The organism is Yersinia sp. 2466 StPb PI, from assembly GCF_041538325.1.
Lineage (GTDB): Bacteria > Pseudomonadota > Gammaproteobacteria > Enterobacterales > Enterobacteriaceae > Yersinia > Yersinia enterocolitica_E.
The window spans coordinates 4,799,443-4,817,113 of the sequence record NZ_JAULSL010000001.1 but is presented as its reverse complement, the minus strand read 5'-3'; the positions used below and the strand labels follow the sequence as shown (position 1 = coordinate 4,817,113).

Here is a 17,671-nt window from a genome sequence, read left to right as displayed (position 1 = left end):
TGTCAGTGTCCGCGCATTTTTTGCTGTTGCTGTTTAAGTTGTTCTGCCACCTGCAACAAGCTGGCCTCGACTTTGGCAAGCCATGAGGAGGGAGTGAATAAACACGGCTGGTGTTGGCTGAATAGCCGCCGTTGTTCGGCAAGACTATGTTCTACAGTGGTTAATTCCACCAGCAATTCCGGGGGAACACTGGCAGTTGCCGTGCCCGGTTGGGAAAGTGTGGAGGGTTGGCGGCTGATATCTAGTATTGTGATATGAAATTTATCATCAATTTCTGCATCAATGGATTGGGCATAACCGACACCATTTAATTTAGCGCGCAAGCTCCCTCCTTTGTTCAACCATTGAGCGAGGGCATCTTTTTCTATTTGCAAATGGGTAACTTGAATATCATGCAGGCTGAGCGGTTTTTGCAGCAAAAGCGTCAAAGTGCTGTCTGTCAGGTCGTCTGGTAGAGCATATTGGGATTTGCGGCTGAACATACCGCTTTGTTTGACGACGGTTAGCGCTTGATGGTCACTTTGCTGTTGTTGGTGCTGCAACCACTGACCCTGAACATGCTGTAGTTTCATTAACAGGCTTTGCTGTTGATATCCCTGCTCGGTTAATAACTGTTCAAGCTGCTGTTGCAGCAGCTTAAGCGAACTGAGGTCATGCCACAGGCAATCTTTCAGCAAGATTAAGTCGATGGGTGTCACTTCACTGCGGCCACTAAAGAAAGCACTGGCTTGTAACAGGCGTAGCGCTTTTTTCCAACGTCTATCTGAGACATAGGGCGCTTGTTCTTGCGCACTGAGCCGTTGACGTAACTGAAAAATAAGCTCAAAACAGTGATCCGGTAAGGTGATTTTGTCGATCAACGGTTGCCACTGATAGAACTCTTCATCGCTGATACTGAGATTTTCTGCCACCGGATTATGATTTTCATTCTGTCGGCTGAGCAGTAGTGAGCGGAAGTTCTGCTTCTCTTGTACGCGATCCAGCCATAGACGGATCAACATGCGGTCATAAAGTGCTTCCAGGCTACTATCAGCGTCAGGCAGCTCGTTAGAGGCAGTAACGAGTAATCGCATAGGGATGCTGTCTTCCCGATCACCATTTCTAAAGCGCCGTTCATTAATCGCTGTCAGCAAGGTGTTTAGAATTGCTGGGCCGGCTTTCCAGATCTCATCCAAAAAGACGATTTCAGCCTCCGGCAGGTAACCGCCTGTCATCCGTTGATAGCGTCCCTCCTCTTTCAATGCCTGAATCGAGAGGGGGCCAAACACCTCTTCCGGTGTTGAGAAACGGGTCATCAGATATTCAAATGCACGGGCATTACGGAAGGCAAATTTCAGGCGGCGGGCAATCAGGCTTTTGGCAATTCCCGGTGGGCCGAGCAAAAAAACACTCTCGCCACTGAGGGCGGCCAGCAAACATAAGCGGATAGCTTCCTGTCTTTCATACAGACCACTTTCAAGGGCACTGCTTAAGCGGGAGATTTTTTCTGCTAATTGTGATGATTGCGCCATAATTGTTCTACATGTTCCGTTAGTTGATTGATTTTTACCTGATAAAAAGGAATAAACCATCTTTTCTTCATGGGATCGCTGGTTTTATTAATAAGATAGTTCGTTGATTCGTAGAATTTTTATATCATCAGTTATTTGTAGTTGATGAATTTTCGCTCTGTTAGGTGCCTATTTAAGAGTAGGCAATCCATTGAAATCGTGCATACTGTGCGCCTTTTGGTGGGCGTATAAACAATACAGAACCGAGGATTAAGGTTCTTAAACGCACGCATCAGCTTATGGATGTTCTAGCAAAAAGAAATCAATTATGAGCACAGAACATAAACAGTCTTTATCGGCGGTAACCCTGGCGGCAATAGGGGTAGTTTACGGTGATATTGGTACCAGCCCGCTCTATACCTTGAGAGAGTGCTTTTCTGGTCATTATGGTTTTGATGTCCGCCCGGACGTGGTGTTTGGCTTTTTATCGCTGATTTTCTGGATGCTTATCCTGATTGTCTCGATTAAATATCTTACCTATGTCATGCGGGCCGATAACGCCGGCGAAGGGGGCATTTTAACGTTAATGTCTTTGGCAGGGCGTAATACCTCTTCCAGAGCCACCTCAATACTGGTGATTCTCGGGTTAATTGGCGGCAGTTTCTTTTATGGTGAGGTGGTCATCACCCCGGCAATATCCGTTATGTCGGCCATTGAAGGGCTAGAAATAGCAGCCCCAGCATTAGACCCTTATATTGTTCCCTGCTCCATTGCGGTACTCACCCTGCTGTTTGTGATTCAAAAGCACGGTACCGGCAGTGTCGGTAAATTATTCGCTCCCGTGATGCTGGTCTGGTTTCTGACGATCGCACTACTTGGTTTGCGCAGTATTATTGCGAATCCAGAAGTATTGGTTGCGCTGAATCCTAAATGGGCGATAGGTTTCTTTACTGAATATAAATCCGTGTCGTTTTATGCGCTTGGCGCAGTTGTACTGGCGATAACTGGGGTGGAAGCCTTATATGCAGATATGGGCCATTTTGGTAAATTCCCTATTCGTTTAGCCTGGTTTACCGTGGTTTTGCCCTCATTAGTACTGAACTATTTTGGTCAGGGCGCGTTATTGCTGAAAAATCCTGAAGCCATCAAAAACCCCTTCTTCTTATTAGCTCCTGACTGGGCATTGATTCCGCTGTTAATTCTGGCAACCCTGGCGACCGTTATTGCCTCGCAGGCGGTTATTTCCGGTGTATTCTCGCTCACCCGGCAGGCGGTTCGCCTAGGCTATTTACCGCCAATGCGGATTATTCATACCTCCGAAATGGAGTCTGGTCAGATATATATCCCGGTCATTAACTGGACTCTCTATCTGGCGGTGGTATTGGTTATTGTTGGCTTCGAACGTTCCAGTAACCTGGCGGCCGCGTACGGTATCGCCGTAACCGGTACCATGGTGATAACCAGTATTCTGTTCTGCATCGTGGCATTGAAAAACTGGCACTGGAATCGGGTATTTGTCGGCATCTTACTGGTGATTTTGCTGATTATCGATGTCCCTATGTTCTCTGCCAATGCGTTGAAATTGTTCTCCGGTGGTTGGTTGCCAGTGTCTCTGGGGCTGGTGATGTTTATCATCATGACGACCTGGAAAAGTGAACGTTTCGGTTTGCTGCGCCGTATGCATGAACACGGTAATTCACTGGAAGCGATGATTGCTTCATTGGAGAAATCCCCCCCAGTGCGGGTTACGGGTACTGCTGTGTATATGTCGCGCGCAATGAATGTCATTCCCTTCGCGCTGTTGCATAACCTTAAACATAATAAGGTGTTGCATGAACGGGTTGTGCTACTGACATTGCGAACTGAAGATGCGCCGTATGTGCACAATGTGAACCGGGTAACCATCGAACAACTCTCCCCGACGTTTTGGCGAGTGGTGGCCAGTTATGGTTGGCGTGAAACACCGAATGTGGAAGAAATCTTCCATCGCTGCGGCCTGGAGGGGTTGCCATGCCAGATGATGGAAACCTCATTCTTTATGTCCCATGAGTCGCTAATCCTTACCAAGCGGCCGTGGTACCTGTTCCTGCGCGGTAAGTTATTTATTGCGCTCAGTCGGAATGCGCTGCGTGCAGCTGACCAGTTTGAGATCCCACCGAATAGGGTGATTGAGCTTGGGACGCAGGTAGAGATTTAATCTGAAAGGCCGTTATGATTAACGGCCTTTTTTGTACCTATTCTTCTTCTTTTCCCACTGTTCAGCGAAACGTTTCGATGGCGATCACAATTTCATCAAATTGGGTTTGCCTTCTGCGGCTATTTTTCTAAACTCAGTATCAGCGAAACGTTTCGCTGTTGGAGTAGAAAATGAAAAAAGGCGCATTACTTAATTCTGATATTTCCGCTGTTATCTCCCGCCTGGGCCATACCGATCAGGTTGTGATAGGTGATGCGGGGCTGCCGATACCGGCAACCACCACACGTATCGATCTGGCACTGACACGAGGCGTCCCTGGATTTCTTCAGGTTCTTGAGGTGGTAACACAAGAAATGCAGGTTGAAAGTGCAGTCTTGGCGGAGGAGATCGTTAAAAATAATCCGCAACTCCATGAAGCGTTACTCGCGCAACTATCACAACTTGAGCAGCACCAGGGAAACCAAATTGTTTTGCGCTATATCAGCCATGAGGCTTTTAAAGAGCAAACCAAACAAAGCCGGGCAGTGATCCGTAGCGGGGAATGTTCCCCCTTTGCTAATGTCATTCTCTGTTCCGGCGTAACCTTCTGAGGCATTTATGCAACCTTTGCTGCAACTTAAAGGGATTGATAAAGCCTTTCCCGGCGTTAAAGCACTCTCCGGTGCCGCACTGAGTGTCTATCCCGGCAGGGTGATGGCACTGGTAGGCGAAAATGGCGCTGGAAAATCGACCATGATGAAAGTGCTGACCGGCATCTACAGTAAAGATGCTGGCAGTCAGTATTTTATGGGTAAGGAAGTGGCGTTTAATGGCCCAAAAGACTCGCAGGAAGCGGGCATTGGCATTATTCATCAGGAACTTAACCTGATTCCTCAATTAACTATCGCAGAAAACATCTTCTTAGGGCGTGAGTTTGTTAATCGTTTTGGCAGCATCGATTGGAAAAAGATGTATGCCGAAGCCGATTTACTGCTGGCGCGCCTTAATATCAGTTACAGCAGCCATCGGCTGGTGGGCGAGCTTTCCATTGGTGATCAGCAAATGGTGGAAATCGCCAAAGTGCTGAGCTTTGAATCCAAGGTGATCATTATGGATGAGCCAACCGATGCACTCACCGACACTGAAACCGCCTCTCTGTTTAATGTGATTAAAGAGCTAAAGGCGGAAGGTCGCGGAATTGTTTATATCTCTCACCGGTTAAAAGAGATTTTTGAGATTTGCGACGACGTCACGGTATTTCGTGATGGGCAATTTATTGCCGAAAAACCGGTTGATAGTCTGACTGAAAACTCACTGATTGAGATGATGGTGGGCCGTAAGCTGGAAGAACAGTACCCGCGCTTGAATATACCCCGTGGTGAAAAGCGTTTGCAGGTCAAACAGCTATGCGGCCCGGGCGTGAAAAATGTCAGTTTCACTTTATACAGTGGCGAAATTTTGGGGGTTGCCGGTCTGATGGGGGCTGGTCGCACCGAGCTGATGAAAATCATCTATGGCGCGCTACCGCGTAAATCAGGTTTTGTGATGTTGGATGGCCGCGAAGTTGTCACCCATTCACCACAAGATGGTCTGGCAAATGGCATTGTCTATATTTCTGAAGACCGCAAACGGGATGGTTTGGTACTTGGAATGTCAGTTAAAGAGAATATGTCTTTGACTGCATTGCGTTATTTTAGCCGTTCAGGTGGTTCGCTCAAGCATGCTGAAGAGCAGCAGGCGGTATCGGATTTCATTCGTTTATTTAATATTAAAACACCTTCCATGGAACAACCTATTGGTTTGTTATCCGGTGGTAACCAGCAGAAAGTGGCTATTGCACGCGGTTTAATGACCCGTCCTAAAGTGTTGATCCTTGATGAACCTACCCGTGGTGTCGACGTCGGGGCTAAAAAAGAAATTTACCAATTAATCAACCAATTCAAACAAGAAGGGTTGAGCATCATTCTGGTTTCCTCAGAAATGCCGGAAGTGCTGGGCATGAGTGACCGCATTCTTGTGATGCATGAAGGCCAGCTAAGCGGCGAGTTCTCTATTGAACAGGCTACCCAGGAAGTGTTGATGGCGGCAGCCGTTGGCAAGCGTGATTTATTGAAAAATAATTTATTTACACTCTAAATAATTCGAGTTGCAGGAAGCCAACGCAAATGCGGCTTGAAATATGACGAGTAGAGCAGGAGTAATCAGATATGAGTTCCCAAGCTATCCAGACAAAACGCTGGTTCAGTAAAGAATGGTTATTAGAACAAAAATCACTGATTGCGCTGCTGGTGCTGATTGCTGTGGTTTCGTCACTAAGCCCGAACTTCTTTACCCTAAATAACATGTTTAACATTCTCCAGCAGACTTCTGTCAATGCCATTATGGCGGTGGGTATGACGCTGGTTATCCTGACATCCGGTATTGATTTGTCTGTCGGGTCATTATTGGCACTGACTGGCGCAGTAGCGGCATCTATTGTTGGGTTGGAAGTGAATGCTTTGGTTGCCGTCGCAGCTGCATTGGCGCTAGGGGCATTTATTGGTGCCATAACCGGGGTCATTGTCGCTAAAGGTAAGGTACAAGCGTTCATTGCCACTCTGGTCATGATGCTGTTATTACGTGGCGTTACTATGGTTTACACCAATGGTAGCCCAGTAAATACCGGTTTTACTGATGTGGCTGATACTTTTGGCTGGTTCGGTATCGGGCGCCCATTGGGTATACCAACACCAATCTGGTTGATGGCTATCGTCTTTATTGCTGTGTGGTACATGTTGCACCACACTCGCCTGGGCCGCTATATCTACGCATTGGGTGGCAATGAGTCAGCAACACGGCTCTCTGGTATTAGCGTAGATAAAGTTAAGATTATTGTTTATTCATTATGTGGATTGTTAGCGGCACTGGCTGGGATTATCGAAGTGGCCCGCCTGTCGTCAGCACAACCTACAGCCGGTACTGGCTATGAACTGGATGCAATCGCAGCCGTGGTTCTTGGGGGTACCAGCCTTGCTGGGGGTAAGGGGCGGATCGTCGGCACCCTGATTGGCGCGTTAATCCTCGGCTTTTTAAATAACGGTTTGAATTTATTGGGTGTCTCCTCTTACTACCAAATGATCGTAAAGGCAGTGGTTATCCTGCTGGCGGTATTGGTAGACAATAAAAGCAGCAAATAACCTCCTAACTCCCTACAGGAATTGCGACCATGAAAATGAAGAAACTAGCTACCTTGATCTCTGTTGTTGCCCTGAGCGCCACCGTAAGTGCTAACGCATTGGCAAAAGACACCATCGCACTGGTAGTTTCCACGTTGAATAATCCGTTCTTTGTTTCAATGAAAGACGGCGCGCAAAAAGAAGCGGATAAACTCGGCTATAACCTGGTGGTATTGGATTCTCAAAATAACCCAGCGAAAGAACTGGCTAACGTGCAGGATCTGACGGTTCGCGGCACCAAACTGTTGCTGATTAACCCAACTGATTCCGATGCAGTCGGTAACGCAGTCAAAATGGCGAATAAGGCCAATATCCCGGTTATCACACTCGACCGTTTGGCAAACTCTGGCACTGTGGTGAGTCACGTTGCCTCCGATAACCGTTTTGGTGGCAAAATGGCCGGTGATTTCATTGCCAAAAAATTGGGTAATGATGCCAAAGTGATTCAGTTGGAAGGGATTGCGGGGGCGTCTGCGGCCCGTGAACGTGGTGAAGGCTTCAAGCAGTCAATGGATCAACATAAATTCCAACTGTTAGCCAGCCAACCTGCTGATTTTGATCGTACTAAAGGTTTGAATGTGATGCAGAACCTGCTGACCGCCCACCCGAATGTTCAGGCTGTATTCGCACAGAACGACGAGATGGCACTGGGCGCACTGCGTGCCTTGCAAACAGCCGGTAAAGCCGATGTGCTAGTGGTTGGTTTTGATGGCACCGACGACGGTCTTAAAGCCGTTCAAGGCGGCAAACTGGGCGCAACTATCGCTCAACGCCCTGACCAGATTGGTGTTATTGGCGTGCAAACCGCTGATAAAGTATTGAAAGGCGAGAAAGTGCAGGCCGTTATCCCGGTTGATTTGAAATTAGTGACTAAATAATATCGAAAAGCAGGGCATATAACGCCGCTACCCTAAAACGGAAAACAAAACGTTACGGGTGGCGGTGTCATTCACAAAGGAATAAATACGATGAAAACAGGCAAACTGGTGGTCTTGGGCAGCATCAATGCCGACCATATTCTGAATGTTGAGCAGTTTCCGCGCCCAGGTGAAACGGTGATCGGGAAGCAGTATAAAGTGGCGTTTGGTGGCAAAGGTGCTAACCAGGCGGTAGCTGCTGGCCGTAGCGGAGCAAACATCGCGTTTATTGCCTGTGTGGGTAAAGATGATATTGGTGACCGGGTGCGCCAGCAATTAGCCAACGATAACATTGATACTGCGCCAATCGAGGCTGTAGCGGATACCACAACCGGTGTTGCTTTGATTTTCGTGAATGGTGAAGGCGAAAACGTCATTGGTATCAATGCCGGTGCTAACTCGGCAGTTACACCTGAATATCTTGGTCGCTACCAGCAGCAAGTTATCGATGCAGATGCATTATTGATGCAACTGGAATCACCACTTGAGACAGTTATTGCTGCCGCTAAATTGGCGAAGCTGCATCAAACACAGGTTATTCTTAATCCGGCACCAGCTCGTGAATTACCGGACGAGCTATTAACGCTGGTGGATATGATTACTCCGAATGAAACAGAAGCCGAGCGTTTAACGGGGATTCATATTGATCAGGATGATGACGCAGCGCAAGCAGCGCAAATTCTGCATGATAAAGGTATCGCTACCGTAATCATTACATTGGGTAGCCGTGGCGTATGGCTTAGTGAACAAGGTAAAGGGAAATTGGTTGCCGGGTTCAAGGTTAACGCCGTAGATACTATTGCTGCTGGTGATACATTCAATGGCGCATTATTAACTGCGTTATTGGAAGGTCAGATAATGGACTCAGCAGTACGTTTTGCTCACGCAGCAGCCGCTATCGCGGTGACTCGCCCCGGCGCGCAGCCCTCTATTCCGTGGCGTGCAGAGATAGACAGTTTCCTACAAGGCCAGGTATAACTTTGGCCACCATGAAAGACGTCGCCCGCCTGGCGGGTGTATCTACGTCAACAGTCTCACATGTTATTAATAAAAACCGCTTTGTCAGTGATCCTATTCGCGACAAAGTGCTGGCTGCTATCAAACAGCTCAACTATGCCCCTTCAGCACTGGCTCGTAGTTTGAAACTCAATCAAACCCGTACCATTGGTATGTTGGTTACCGCCAGTAGCAACCCATTTTATGCTGAAGTAGTCCGTGGCGTGGAGCGCAGTTGCTATGAGCGTGGTTACAGTTTGATTCTATGCAATACCGAAGGCGATATCGATCGCATGAGCCGTAGCATTGAAACTCTGATGCAAAAGCGCGTCGATGGTCTGCTACTGATGTGCACTGAAAATCACCGCCCTTCTCAAGATATTCTGCGTTGCTACCCGTCATTACCGATAATCATGATGGATTGGGCACCCTTTGAGGGCGTCAATGACGTGATTCAGGATAATTCATTATTGGGTGGCGAAATGGCAACCTCATATTTGATTGCCAGAGGCTATACCCGAATTGCCTGTATTGCTGGCCCACAAGATAAAACCCCTGCCAAAGAACGTTTGGAAGGGTACCGTCAGGCTATGGATCGCGCAGGTTTACCTATTCCATCCGGTTATGAAGTTGCCGGTGATTTTGAATTTTGTGGCGGTTTAGTCGCCATGAAACAGTTGCTTGCGCTACCGGAACCGCCAGAAGCGGTATTTACCAGTAATGATGCGATGGCTGTTGGGGTTTATCAGGCATTGCATCAGGCGGGGTTATCGATACCACAAGATATGGCGGTTATTGGTTACGATGATATTGAAATCGCACAATATATGACACCGCCATTGACCACTATCCATCAACCAAAAGACTCCCTTGGTGAACTGGCTATTGATACACTGATTCATCGATTGAATAACCCGGAAGCGGAACCACAAGTTCTGATTCTCACTCCCGAGCTAATCGAGCGGGGATCGGTGGTCAGTTGTTAAACTTCACTCTCCGCAGGTTGTGTGGCTTTTTTGCTATTACGGCCTTGAATTAGATTGTCGCCATCATTTGGTTTCAGTAATAAGAACACCATGGATGAAAGTAATGTCACTATTCCCATTGTAATAAAGGTGTAGTGGAAGTGATCGACATTGCCACCAAACGATAACCCATCATAAAACCGCAATACCACCGCACTAATGGCAACGCCAAAGCTAATGGCCAGTTGTTGGGTTACCGCCAAAACACTGTTACCTGAGCTGGCATTGTTATCGGTTAAGTCAGCCAGTGTGATGGTATTCATCGCAGTGAACTGTGTCGACATTGCCATCCCCAAGACAAACAGCGGCAATATCATCATCCACGGCGACATGCCCGGTGATTGCAGCGCAAATAGCGCAATCAGCACTCCGATAATAACCGTAATACCTACCAATACAGTCCTATAACCCAGTGAACGTAATACTTGAGTAACGGCAGATTTTGCCATCATCGAACCAATGGCGGTTGGGGCCATCATACAACCGGCAATAATAGCGGAATAGCCAAATCCGACCTGCAACATCAGTGGCATTAGGAAAGGAACGCAGCCAGTCCCTAAACGCGAGGCCACGTTACCGGCAATCCCAACCGAGAATGTTCGGTTTTTAAATAGCGGTAAACCAATCAATGGATTTGGATGACCTTTAGCGTGGAATATATAGAAGAGCAACATCAATAAACCACTCAGTAACACCGTGACTGGCAGATAGCTGGCGATATCCGGTCGGCCCATTATCTCCAGACTTACTGATATCAGGACCAAACTGCTACCAAATAGCAGGAAACCGATAATATCAAAGGCACGTTTAGGCATGGTGAAGTCCGGCATATATTTACGGGCATAAAAGATGCCCAGTAAGCCGATAGGAATATTAAGGATAAAGATCCAATGCCAAGTGGTATAGGTCACCAGTAATCCACCTAATAGTGGCCCCATCACCGGGCCGACTAACCCTGGGATAGTGACAAAATTCAGAACCGGCAATAATTCACTGCGTGGGTAAGCCCTGATCAGCGCAAGCCGGGCTACAGGCATCATCATTGCGCCACCCACCCCTTGAATAACTCGGGAGGCCACCAGAAAAGCCAATGAATCTGAAAGTGCACACAGTAATGACCCTAGCGTAAATAGAGATACAGCCAGAATGAATACCCGTCGGGTACCAAAACGGTCCGCTAGCCAGCCACTCACTGGAATCAACATCGCGACCGTCAGGGTATAGCTGATAATTGCTGACTGCATGGTCAGTGGTGAGCGGTTAAGGCTTTCAGCAATTGATGGGAGTGCCGTATTCAGTATGGTGGCATCCAAAGCCTGCATAAAGAAGGCCATGGCAGCTAGCCAAGGAAGGCCCGCCATACTGCGTGCAGATTTTATCATTGTTCGTCCTGATTATAGGGGTGAGTGTGAGCACCTTCTTTATATATATAGATAGAACAGCTAGCCGTTAATTTTTATCTGTTAATAATACCTGACATGCCAGCAAGGCTCCCTGACTGTCACCTGCCAAAATTGTATCAACAATATCCTGATGGTATTGCAGCTTAATCACTTCATCGCCGGTAATGGCGCGAAAATAGCTGTGATAAACCGAACTGAACAAATTGGCGAAAGAGGTCAAAAACGGATTACCACTGGCTTCATATATTAACTGATGAAATTGAGCATCCACTTGAATCCATTTTTCACGATTAAAGTGAGTATCTAACGCACGCATCTCTGCAATCAGTGATGCTAACAATGCTCGCTGTTGCTCATTGGCATTAATGGCTGCCAATGAACAGGCTTGAGGCTCAAGTGAGGTTCTTAATATAAGGAAGTGTTGCATCACTTGATCGAAATTCTCTCTGTTCAGCCACCAAGTGAGTAACTCCTGATCAAGGTAGTTCCAATTTGTTTGTGGCATCACTCGGGTACCAATGCGTGGGCGGGGTAATAACATCCCTTTTGCTGCCAGCATCTTTACTGCTTCACGAACGGCAGTACGACTAACACCAAATTGCTCCCCCAACTCTATCTCACCAGGCAGTATGCTGCCGGCTGCATATTCTCCGGCGAGAATTCGCTGGCCAATCTTCTCAGCCAACAGGTAAGAGAGATTTCGCTGGGCGGCCTGTTGTTGGGTATTTAGTTGCATGGTGATTTGTCCTATCTGTCTTCTTATATATCTATTTTACTCTACTGTTTAACACTGGTAGTGAATGTTTAGCTTAATAATTGTTTAAACATTGGTCTTTTAGCCTATTTTTGCTGAAATAAAACGCGGTTGAAAAGTTTTTTCAAATTAGGGGTTGCAGGCTGTCAGGAACTCCCTATAATGCGCCTCCACTGACCGGGAACAACGAAACATACTTCGCCGGGTCAGGAAGCGAAAAGAATGATTTTGACTTCGAAAGAAACCAAAGAAACTCTTGACTCTTCAGCGGGAAAGCGTATTATCTGCCTCCCGCGTTACCGTAAGATTCGCCGAAAGGCAAACGGGTAACGAACGCTCTTTAACAATTTATCAGACAATCTGTGTGGGCACTCGCAAGACGATATCGAAGCCTGTTTCGGCAGGCAGAAGAAATATCAAAGTCTTGAAGAGTGACCAAAGCAGTACACATTTGAACTTCGGTTCGAATGCTTATTTGCAGAAAGTAATCTTTGAGCATCGCTGCTTTTATTAGCAGCAAATCAAACAAATCTTAAATTGAAGAGTTTGATCATGGCTCAGATTGAACGCTGGCGGCAGGCCTAACACATGCAAGTCGAGCGGCAGCGGGAAGTAGTTTACTACTTTGCCGGCGAGCGGCGGACGGGTGAGTAATGTCTGGGAAACTGCCTGATGGAGGGGGATAACTACTGGAAACGGTAGCTAATACCGCATGACCTCGCAAGAGCAAAGTGGGGGACCTTCGGGCCTCACGCCATCGGATGTGCCCAGATGGGATTAGCTAGTAGGTGGGGTAATGGCTCACCTAGGCGACGATCCCTAGCTGGTCTGAGAGGATGACCAGCCACACTGGAACTGAGACACGGTCCAGACTCCTACGGGAGGCAGCAGTGGGGAATATTGCACAATGGGCGCAAGCCTGATGCAGCCATGCCGCGTGTGTGAAGAAGGCCTTCGGGTTGTAAAGCACTTTCAGCGAGGAGGAAGGCAATCGTGTTAATAGCACGGTTGATTGACGTTACTCGCAGAAGAAGCACCGGCTAACTCCGTGCCAGCAGCCGCGGTAATACGGAGGGTGCAAGCGTTAATCGGAATTACTGGGCGTAAAGCGCACGCAGGCGGTTTGTTAAGTCAGATGTGAAATCCCCGCGCTTAACGTGGGAACTGCATTTGAAACTGGCAAGCTAGAGTCTTGTAGAGGGGGGTAGAATTCCAGGTGTAGCGGTGAAATGCGTAGAGATCTGGAGGAATACCGGTGGCGAAGGCGGCCCCCTGGACAAAGACTGACGCTCAGGTGCGAAAGCGTGGGGAGCAAACAGGATTAGATACCCTGGTAGTCCACGCTGTAAACGATGTCGACTTGGAGGTTGTGCCCTTGAGGCGTGGCTTCCGGAGCTAACGCGTTAAGTCGACCGCCTGGGGAGTACGGCCGCAAGGTTAAAACTCAAATGAATTGACGGGGGCCCGCACAAGCGGTGGAGCATGTGGTTTAATTCGATGCAACGCGAAGAACCTTACCTACTCTTGACATCCACAGAACTTAGCAGAGATGCTTCGGTGCCTTCGGGAACTGTGAGACAGGTGCTGCATGGCTGTCGTCAGCTCGTGTTGTGAAATGTTGGGTTAAGTCCCGCAACGAGCGCAACCCTTATCCTTTGTTGCCAGCACGTAATGGTGGGAACTCAAGGGAGACTGCCGGTGATAAACCGGAGGAAGGTGGGGATGACGTCAAGTCATCATGGCCCTTACGAGTAGGGCTACACACGTGCTACAATGGCAGATACAAAGTGAAGCGAACTCGCGAGAGCAAGCGGACCACATAAAGTCTGTCGTAGTCCGGATTGGAGTCTGCAACTCGACTCCATGAAGTCGGAATCGCTAGTAATCGTAGATCAGAATGCTACGGTGAATACGTTCCCGGGCCTTGTACACACCGCCCGTCACACCATGGGAGTGGGTTGCAAAAGAAGTAGGTAGCTTAACCTTCGGGAGGGCGCTTACCACTTTGTGATTCATGACTGGGGTGAAGTCGTAACAAGGTAACCGTAGGGGAACCTGCGGTTGGATCACCTCCTTACCTAACGATACGCATTGCGCAGTGTCCACACAGATTGTCTGATGAATGTAAATGAGCAAGAGCACCTGTTGATGAGGGTGATGATTGTGCAATAAGACCTCGGTATCGAGTTTTTACTGCATCAGTCGTTCGAATGTGTCACCACATTCTCACCTTTACACAAAAATACTGAATCAGTGATTCAGTAGAAATTTTTGTGTCCCCATCGTCTAGAGGCCTAGGACACTGCCCTTTCACGGCTGTAACAGGGGTTCGAATCCCCTTGGGGACGCCACTCCGATAATGTGTGAAAGACATTATCAACTGAATATCTTAAAGATGACTTTAACGAGTCGTGTTTAAGATATTGCTCTTTAACAATCTGGAACAAGCTGAAAATTGAAACATTACAGCCGAAATTTATCTCTCCGTAGATGTACTGAGATAAAGAGTAACCTGTAATAGAGTCTCTCAAATAATCGCAATGCCAATGGGTAATCATTGTTGCAGTGTGAGCGAGAAGACACTCAGCAAGGCGTACAGCGCACAGCAACCGGAGTGAACTTAACGTTCATGAGGATTGCGCGCACTGCACAACATAGCCGAGTGTGTTCACAGCCACACCAATAACGAAAAACACCTTTGGGTTGTGAGGTTAAGCGACTAAGCGTACACGGTGGATGCCTAGGCAGTCAGAGGCGATGAAGGGCGTGCTAATCTGCGAAAAGCGTCGGTAAGCTGATATGAAGCGTTATAACCGACGATACCCGAATGGGGAAACCCAGTGCAATTCGTTGCACTATTGCATGGTGAATACATAGCCATGCAAGGCGAACCGGGGGAACTGAAACATCTAAGTACCCCGAGGAAAAGAAATCAACCGAGATTCCCCCAGTAGCGGCGAGCGAACGGGGAAGAGCCCAGAGTCTGAATCAGTTTGTGTGTTAGTGGAAGCGTCTGGAAAGTCGCACGGTACAGGGTGATAGTCCCGTACACCAAAACACACTTGCTGTGAACTCGATGAGTAGGGCGGGACACGTGACATCCTGTCTGAATATGGGGGGACCATCCTCCAAGGCTAAATACTCCTGACTGACCGATAGTGAACCAGTACCGTGAGGGAAAGGCGAAAAGAACCCCGGCGAGGGGAGTGAAATAGAACCTGAAACCGTGTACGTACAAGCAGTGGGAGCCTACTTTGTTGGGTGACTGCGTACCTTTTGTATAATGGGTCAGCGACTTATATTTTGTAGCAAGGTTAACCGAATAGGGGAGCCGTAGGGAAACCGAGTCTTAACTGGGCGTCTAGTTGCAAGGTATAGACCCGAAACCCGGTGATCTAGCCATGGGCAGGTTGAAGGTTGGGTAACACTAACTGGAGGACCGAACCGACTAATGTTGAAAAATTAGCGGATGACTTGTGGCTGGGGGTGAAAGGCCAATCAAACCGGGAGATAGCTGGTTCTCCCCGAAAGCTATTTAGGTAGCGCCTCGTGAACTCATCTTCGGGGGTAGAGCACTGTTTCGGCTAGGGGGTCATCCCGACTTACCAAACCGATGCAAACTCCGAATACCGAAGAATGTTATCACGGGAGACACACGGCGGGTGCTAACGTCCGTCGTGAAGAGGGAAACAACCCAGACCGCCAGCTAAGGTCCCAAAGTCATGGTTAAGTGGGAAACGATGTGGGAAGGCATAGACAGCCAGGATGTTGGCTTAGAAGCAGCCATCATTTAAAGAAAGCGTAATAGCTCACTGGTCGAGTCGGCCTGCGCGGAAGATGTAACGGGGCTAAACCATGCACCGAAGCTGCGGCAGCGACACTTAGGTGTTGTTGGGTAGGGGAGCGTTCTGTAAGCCGTTGAAGGTGACCTGTGAGGGTTGCTGGAGGTATCAGAAGTGCGAATGCTGACATAAGTAACGATAATGCGGGTGAAAAACCCGCACGCCGGAAGACCAAGGGTTCCTGTCCAACGTTAATCGGGGCAGGGTGAGTCGACCCCTAAGGCGAGGCTGAAAAGCGTAGTCGATGGGAAACAGGTTAATATTCCTGTACTTGGTGTTACTGCGAAGGGGGGACGGAGAAGGCTAGGCTAGCCGGGCGACGGTTGTCCCGGTTTAAGCATGTAGGCGGAGCGACTTGGTAAATCCGGTTGCTTATCAACGCTGAGGTGTGATGACGAGCCACTACGGTGGTGAAGTAGTTGATGCCAAGCTTCCAGGAAAAGCCTCTAAGCATCAGGTAACATTAAATCGTACCCCAAACCGACACAGGTGGTCAGGTAGAGAATACTCAGGCGCTTGAGAGAACTCGGGTGAAGGAACTAGGCAAAATGGTGCCGTAACTTCGGGAGAAGGCACGCTGGCATTAGGTAATGGGACTTGCTCCCGGCGCCGAAGCCAGTCGCAGATACCAGCTGGCTGCAACTGTTTAATAAAAACACAGCACTGTGCAAACACGAAAGTGGACGTATACGGTGTGACGCCTGCCCGGTGCTGGAAGGTTAATTGATGGGGTCAGCCGCAAGGCGAAGCTCTTGATCGAAGCCCCAGTAAACGGCGGCCGTAACTATAACGGTCCTAAGGTAGCGAAATTCCTTGTCGGGTAAGTTCCGACCTGCACGAATGGCGTAATGATGGCCAGGCTGTCTCCACCCGAGACTCAGTGAAATTGAACTCGCTGTGAAGATGCAGTGTACCCGCGGCAAGACGGAAAGACCCCGTGAACCTTTACTATAGCTTGACACTGAACATTGAGCCTTGATGTGTAGGATAGGTGGGAGGCATCGAAGTGTGGACGCCAGTCTGCATGGAGCCAACCTTGAAATACCACCCTTTAATGTTTGATGTTCTAACTCGGCCCCGTGATCCGGGGTGAGGACAGTGTCTGGTGGGTAGTTTGACTGGGGCGGTCTCCTCCCAAAGAGTAACGGAGGAGCACGAAGGTTAGCTAATCACGGTCGGACATCGTGAGGTTAGTGCAAAGGCATAAGCTAGCTTGACTGCGAGAGTGACGGCTCGAGCAGGTACGAAAGTAGGTCTTAGTGATCCGGTGGTTCTGAATGGAAGGGCCATCGCTCAACGGATAAAAGGTACTCCGGGGATAACAGGCTGATACCGCCCAAGAGTTCATATCGACGGCGGTGTTTGGCACCTCGATGTCGGCTCATCACATCCTGGGGCTGAAGTAGGTCCCAAGGGTATGGCTGTTCGCCATTTAAAGTGGTACGCGAGCTGGGTTTAGAACGTCGTGAGACAGTTCGGTCCCTATCTGCCGTGGGCGTTGGAAGATTGAGAGGGGCTGCTCCTAGTACGAGAGGACCGGAGTGGACGAATCACTGGTGTTCGGGTTGTCATGCCAATGGCATTGCCCGGTAGCTAAATTCGGAAGAGATAACCGCTGAAAGCATCTAAGCGGGAAACTTGCCTCGAGATGAGTCTTCCCTGGGGCTTTAAGCCCCCTGAAGGAACGTTAAAGACTATGACGTTGATAGGCTGGGTGTGTAAGTGCAGCGATGCATTGAGCTAACCAGTACTAATGATCCGTGAGGCTTAACCTTACAACACCAAAGGTGTTTTAGATTTGAGAGATAGAAATTTTCAGCGAAGTTCCGAGATTGGGCTGGCTGGCTGTGTGC

10 protein-coding genes, 1 tRNA gene and 2 rRNA genes are annotated in these 17,671 nt (G+C 48.5%); 10 read left to right on the top strand and 3 right to left on the bottom strand.

Annotated elements, in window-relative coordinates; all coding sequences use genetic code 11:
- Positions 1-2: 2 nt before the first annotated feature.
- Positions 3-1,511 carry an ATPase RavA gene (gene ravA, locus Q2T72_RS21765; RefSeq protein ID WP_372569815.1) on the bottom strand — a complete coding sequence of 503 codons (1,509 nt, stop codon included), beginning with the start codon at positions 1,509-1,511 and terminating at the stop codon, positions 3-5.
- A gap of 307 nt (positions 1,512-1,818) precedes the next feature.
- Here ravA and kup point away from each other — a divergent pair, with 307 nt between their 5' ends.
- From kup to rbsR, 7 genes are all read left to right on the top strand, one after another.
- Positions 1,819-3,687 (top strand): low affinity potassium transporter Kup, encoded by a 1,869-nt coding sequence (gene kup, locus Q2T72_RS21760; RefSeq protein WP_083161595.1) that lies wholly within the window; start codon positions 1,819-1,821, stop codon positions 3,685-3,687.
- A gap of 170 nt (positions 3,688-3,857) precedes the next feature.
- Positions 3,858-4,277 (top strand): D-ribose pyranase, encoded by a 420-nt coding sequence (rbsD, locus tag Q2T72_RS21755; protein WP_083161597.1) that lies wholly within the window; start codon positions 3,858-3,860, stop codon positions 4,275-4,277.
- A 7-nt stretch (positions 4,278-4,284) separates the two neighbouring features.
- Positions 4,285-5,802, top strand: coding sequence for a ribose ABC transporter ATP-binding protein RbsA (gene rbsA / locus Q2T72_RS21750; RefSeq protein WP_083161599.1), 1,518 nt, complete (start codon positions 4,285-4,287; stop codon positions 5,800-5,802).
- A gap of 71 nt (positions 5,803-5,873) precedes the next feature.
- The gene (rbsC, locus tag Q2T72_RS21745; RefSeq protein ID WP_083161601.1) at positions 5,874-6,842 is read left to right on the top strand and encodes a ribose ABC transporter permease; all 969 of its coding nucleotides are present in this window, start codon (positions 5,874-5,876) and stop codon (positions 6,840-6,842) included.
- Positions 6,843-6,871: 29 nt separating this feature from the next.
- Positions 6,872-7,759: a ribose ABC transporter substrate-binding protein RbsB gene (rbsB, locus tag Q2T72_RS21740; protein WP_083161603.1), complete on the top strand. Its 888-nt coding sequence runs from the start codon at positions 6,872-6,874 to the stop codon at positions 7,757-7,759.
- 90 nt (positions 7,760-7,849) lie between these two features.
- Positions 7,850-8,776: a ribokinase gene (gene rbsK / locus Q2T72_RS21735; RefSeq protein WP_083161605.1), complete on the top strand. Its 927-nt coding sequence runs from the start codon at positions 7,850-7,852 to the stop codon at positions 8,774-8,776.
- A 2-nt stretch (positions 8,777-8,778) separates the two neighbouring features.
- Positions 8,779-9,780 (top strand): ribose operon transcriptional repressor RbsR, encoded by a 1,002-nt coding sequence (gene rbsR / locus Q2T72_RS21730; protein WP_083161607.1) that lies wholly within the window; start codon positions 8,779-8,781, stop codon positions 9,778-9,780.
- Here rbsR and mdtD read toward each other — a convergent pair.
- Both mdtD and Q2T72_RS21720 read right to left on the bottom strand, forming a co-directional pair.
- Positions 9,777-11,201 (bottom strand): multidrug transporter subunit MdtD, encoded by a 1,425-nt coding sequence (gene mdtD / locus Q2T72_RS21725; RefSeq protein ID WP_083161609.1) that lies wholly within the window; start codon positions 11,199-11,201, stop codon positions 9,777-9,779. The genes rbsR and mdtD overlap by 4 nt on opposite strands.
- 67 nt (positions 11,202-11,268) lie before the next feature.
- Complete coding sequence (locus Q2T72_RS21720; protein WP_083161611.1) at positions 11,269-11,958, bottom strand: FadR/GntR family transcriptional regulator; 690 nt, start codon at positions 11,956-11,958, stop codon at positions 11,269-11,271.
- Between the two features lie 552 nt (positions 11,959-12,510).
- Here Q2T72_RS21720 and Q2T72_RS21715 point away from each other — a divergent pair.
- The 3 genes from Q2T72_RS21715 (at position 12,511) to Q2T72_RS21705 (ending at position 17,593) form a co-directional block, all read left to right on the top strand.
- Positions 12,511-14,053: ribosomal RNA gene (locus tag Q2T72_RS21715) — 16S ribosomal RNA — on the top strand.
- A 198-nt stretch (positions 14,054-14,251) separates the two neighbouring features.
- Positions 14,252-14,327 (top strand) — tRNA-Glu (locus Q2T72_RS21710).
- Positions 14,328-14,685: 358 nt separating this feature from the next.
- Positions 14,686-17,593: ribosomal RNA gene (locus Q2T72_RS21705) — 23S ribosomal RNA — on the top strand.
- Together the 16S and 23S rRNA genes with 1 tRNA gene alongside form the textbook arrangement of a ribosomal RNA operon.
- Positions 17,594-17,671: the final 78 nt, after the last annotated feature.

Excerpts from the sequence above, each read along its gene's own strand:
- rbsC (WP_083161601.1), top strand. The coding sequence starts at position 5,874 with ATGAGTTCCCAAGCTATCCAGACAAAACGCTGGTTCAGTAAAGAATGG.
- rbsA (WP_083161599.1), top strand. The coding sequence starts at position 4,285 with ATGCAACCTTTGCTGCAACTTAAAGGGATTGATAAAGCCTTTCCCGGC.
- ravA (WP_372569815.1), bottom strand. The coding sequence starts at position 1,511 with ATGGCGCAATCATCACAATTAGCAGAAAAAATCTCCCGCTTAAGCAGT.
- rbsK (WP_083161605.1), top strand. The coding sequence starts at position 7,850 with ATGAAAACAGGCAAACTGGTGGTCTTGGGCAGCATCAATGCCGACCAT.
- mdtD (WP_083161609.1), bottom strand. The coding sequence starts at position 11,201 with ATGATAAAATCTGCACGCAGTATGGCGGGCCTTCCTTGGCTAGCTGCC.
- Q2T72_RS21720 (WP_083161611.1), bottom strand. The coding sequence starts at position 11,958 with ATGCAACTAAATACCCAACAACAGGCCGCCCAGCGAAATCTCTCTTAC.
- rbsB (WP_083161603.1), top strand. The coding sequence starts at position 6,872 with ATGAAAATGAAGAAACTAGCTACCTTGATCTCTGTTGTTGCCCTGAGC.
- kup (WP_083161595.1), top strand. The coding sequence starts at position 1,819 with ATGAGCACAGAACATAAACAGTCTTTATCGGCGGTAACCCTGGCGGCA.
- rbsD (WP_083161597.1), top strand. The coding sequence starts at position 3,858 with ATGAAAAAAGGCGCATTACTTAATTCTGATATTTCCGCTGTTATCTCC.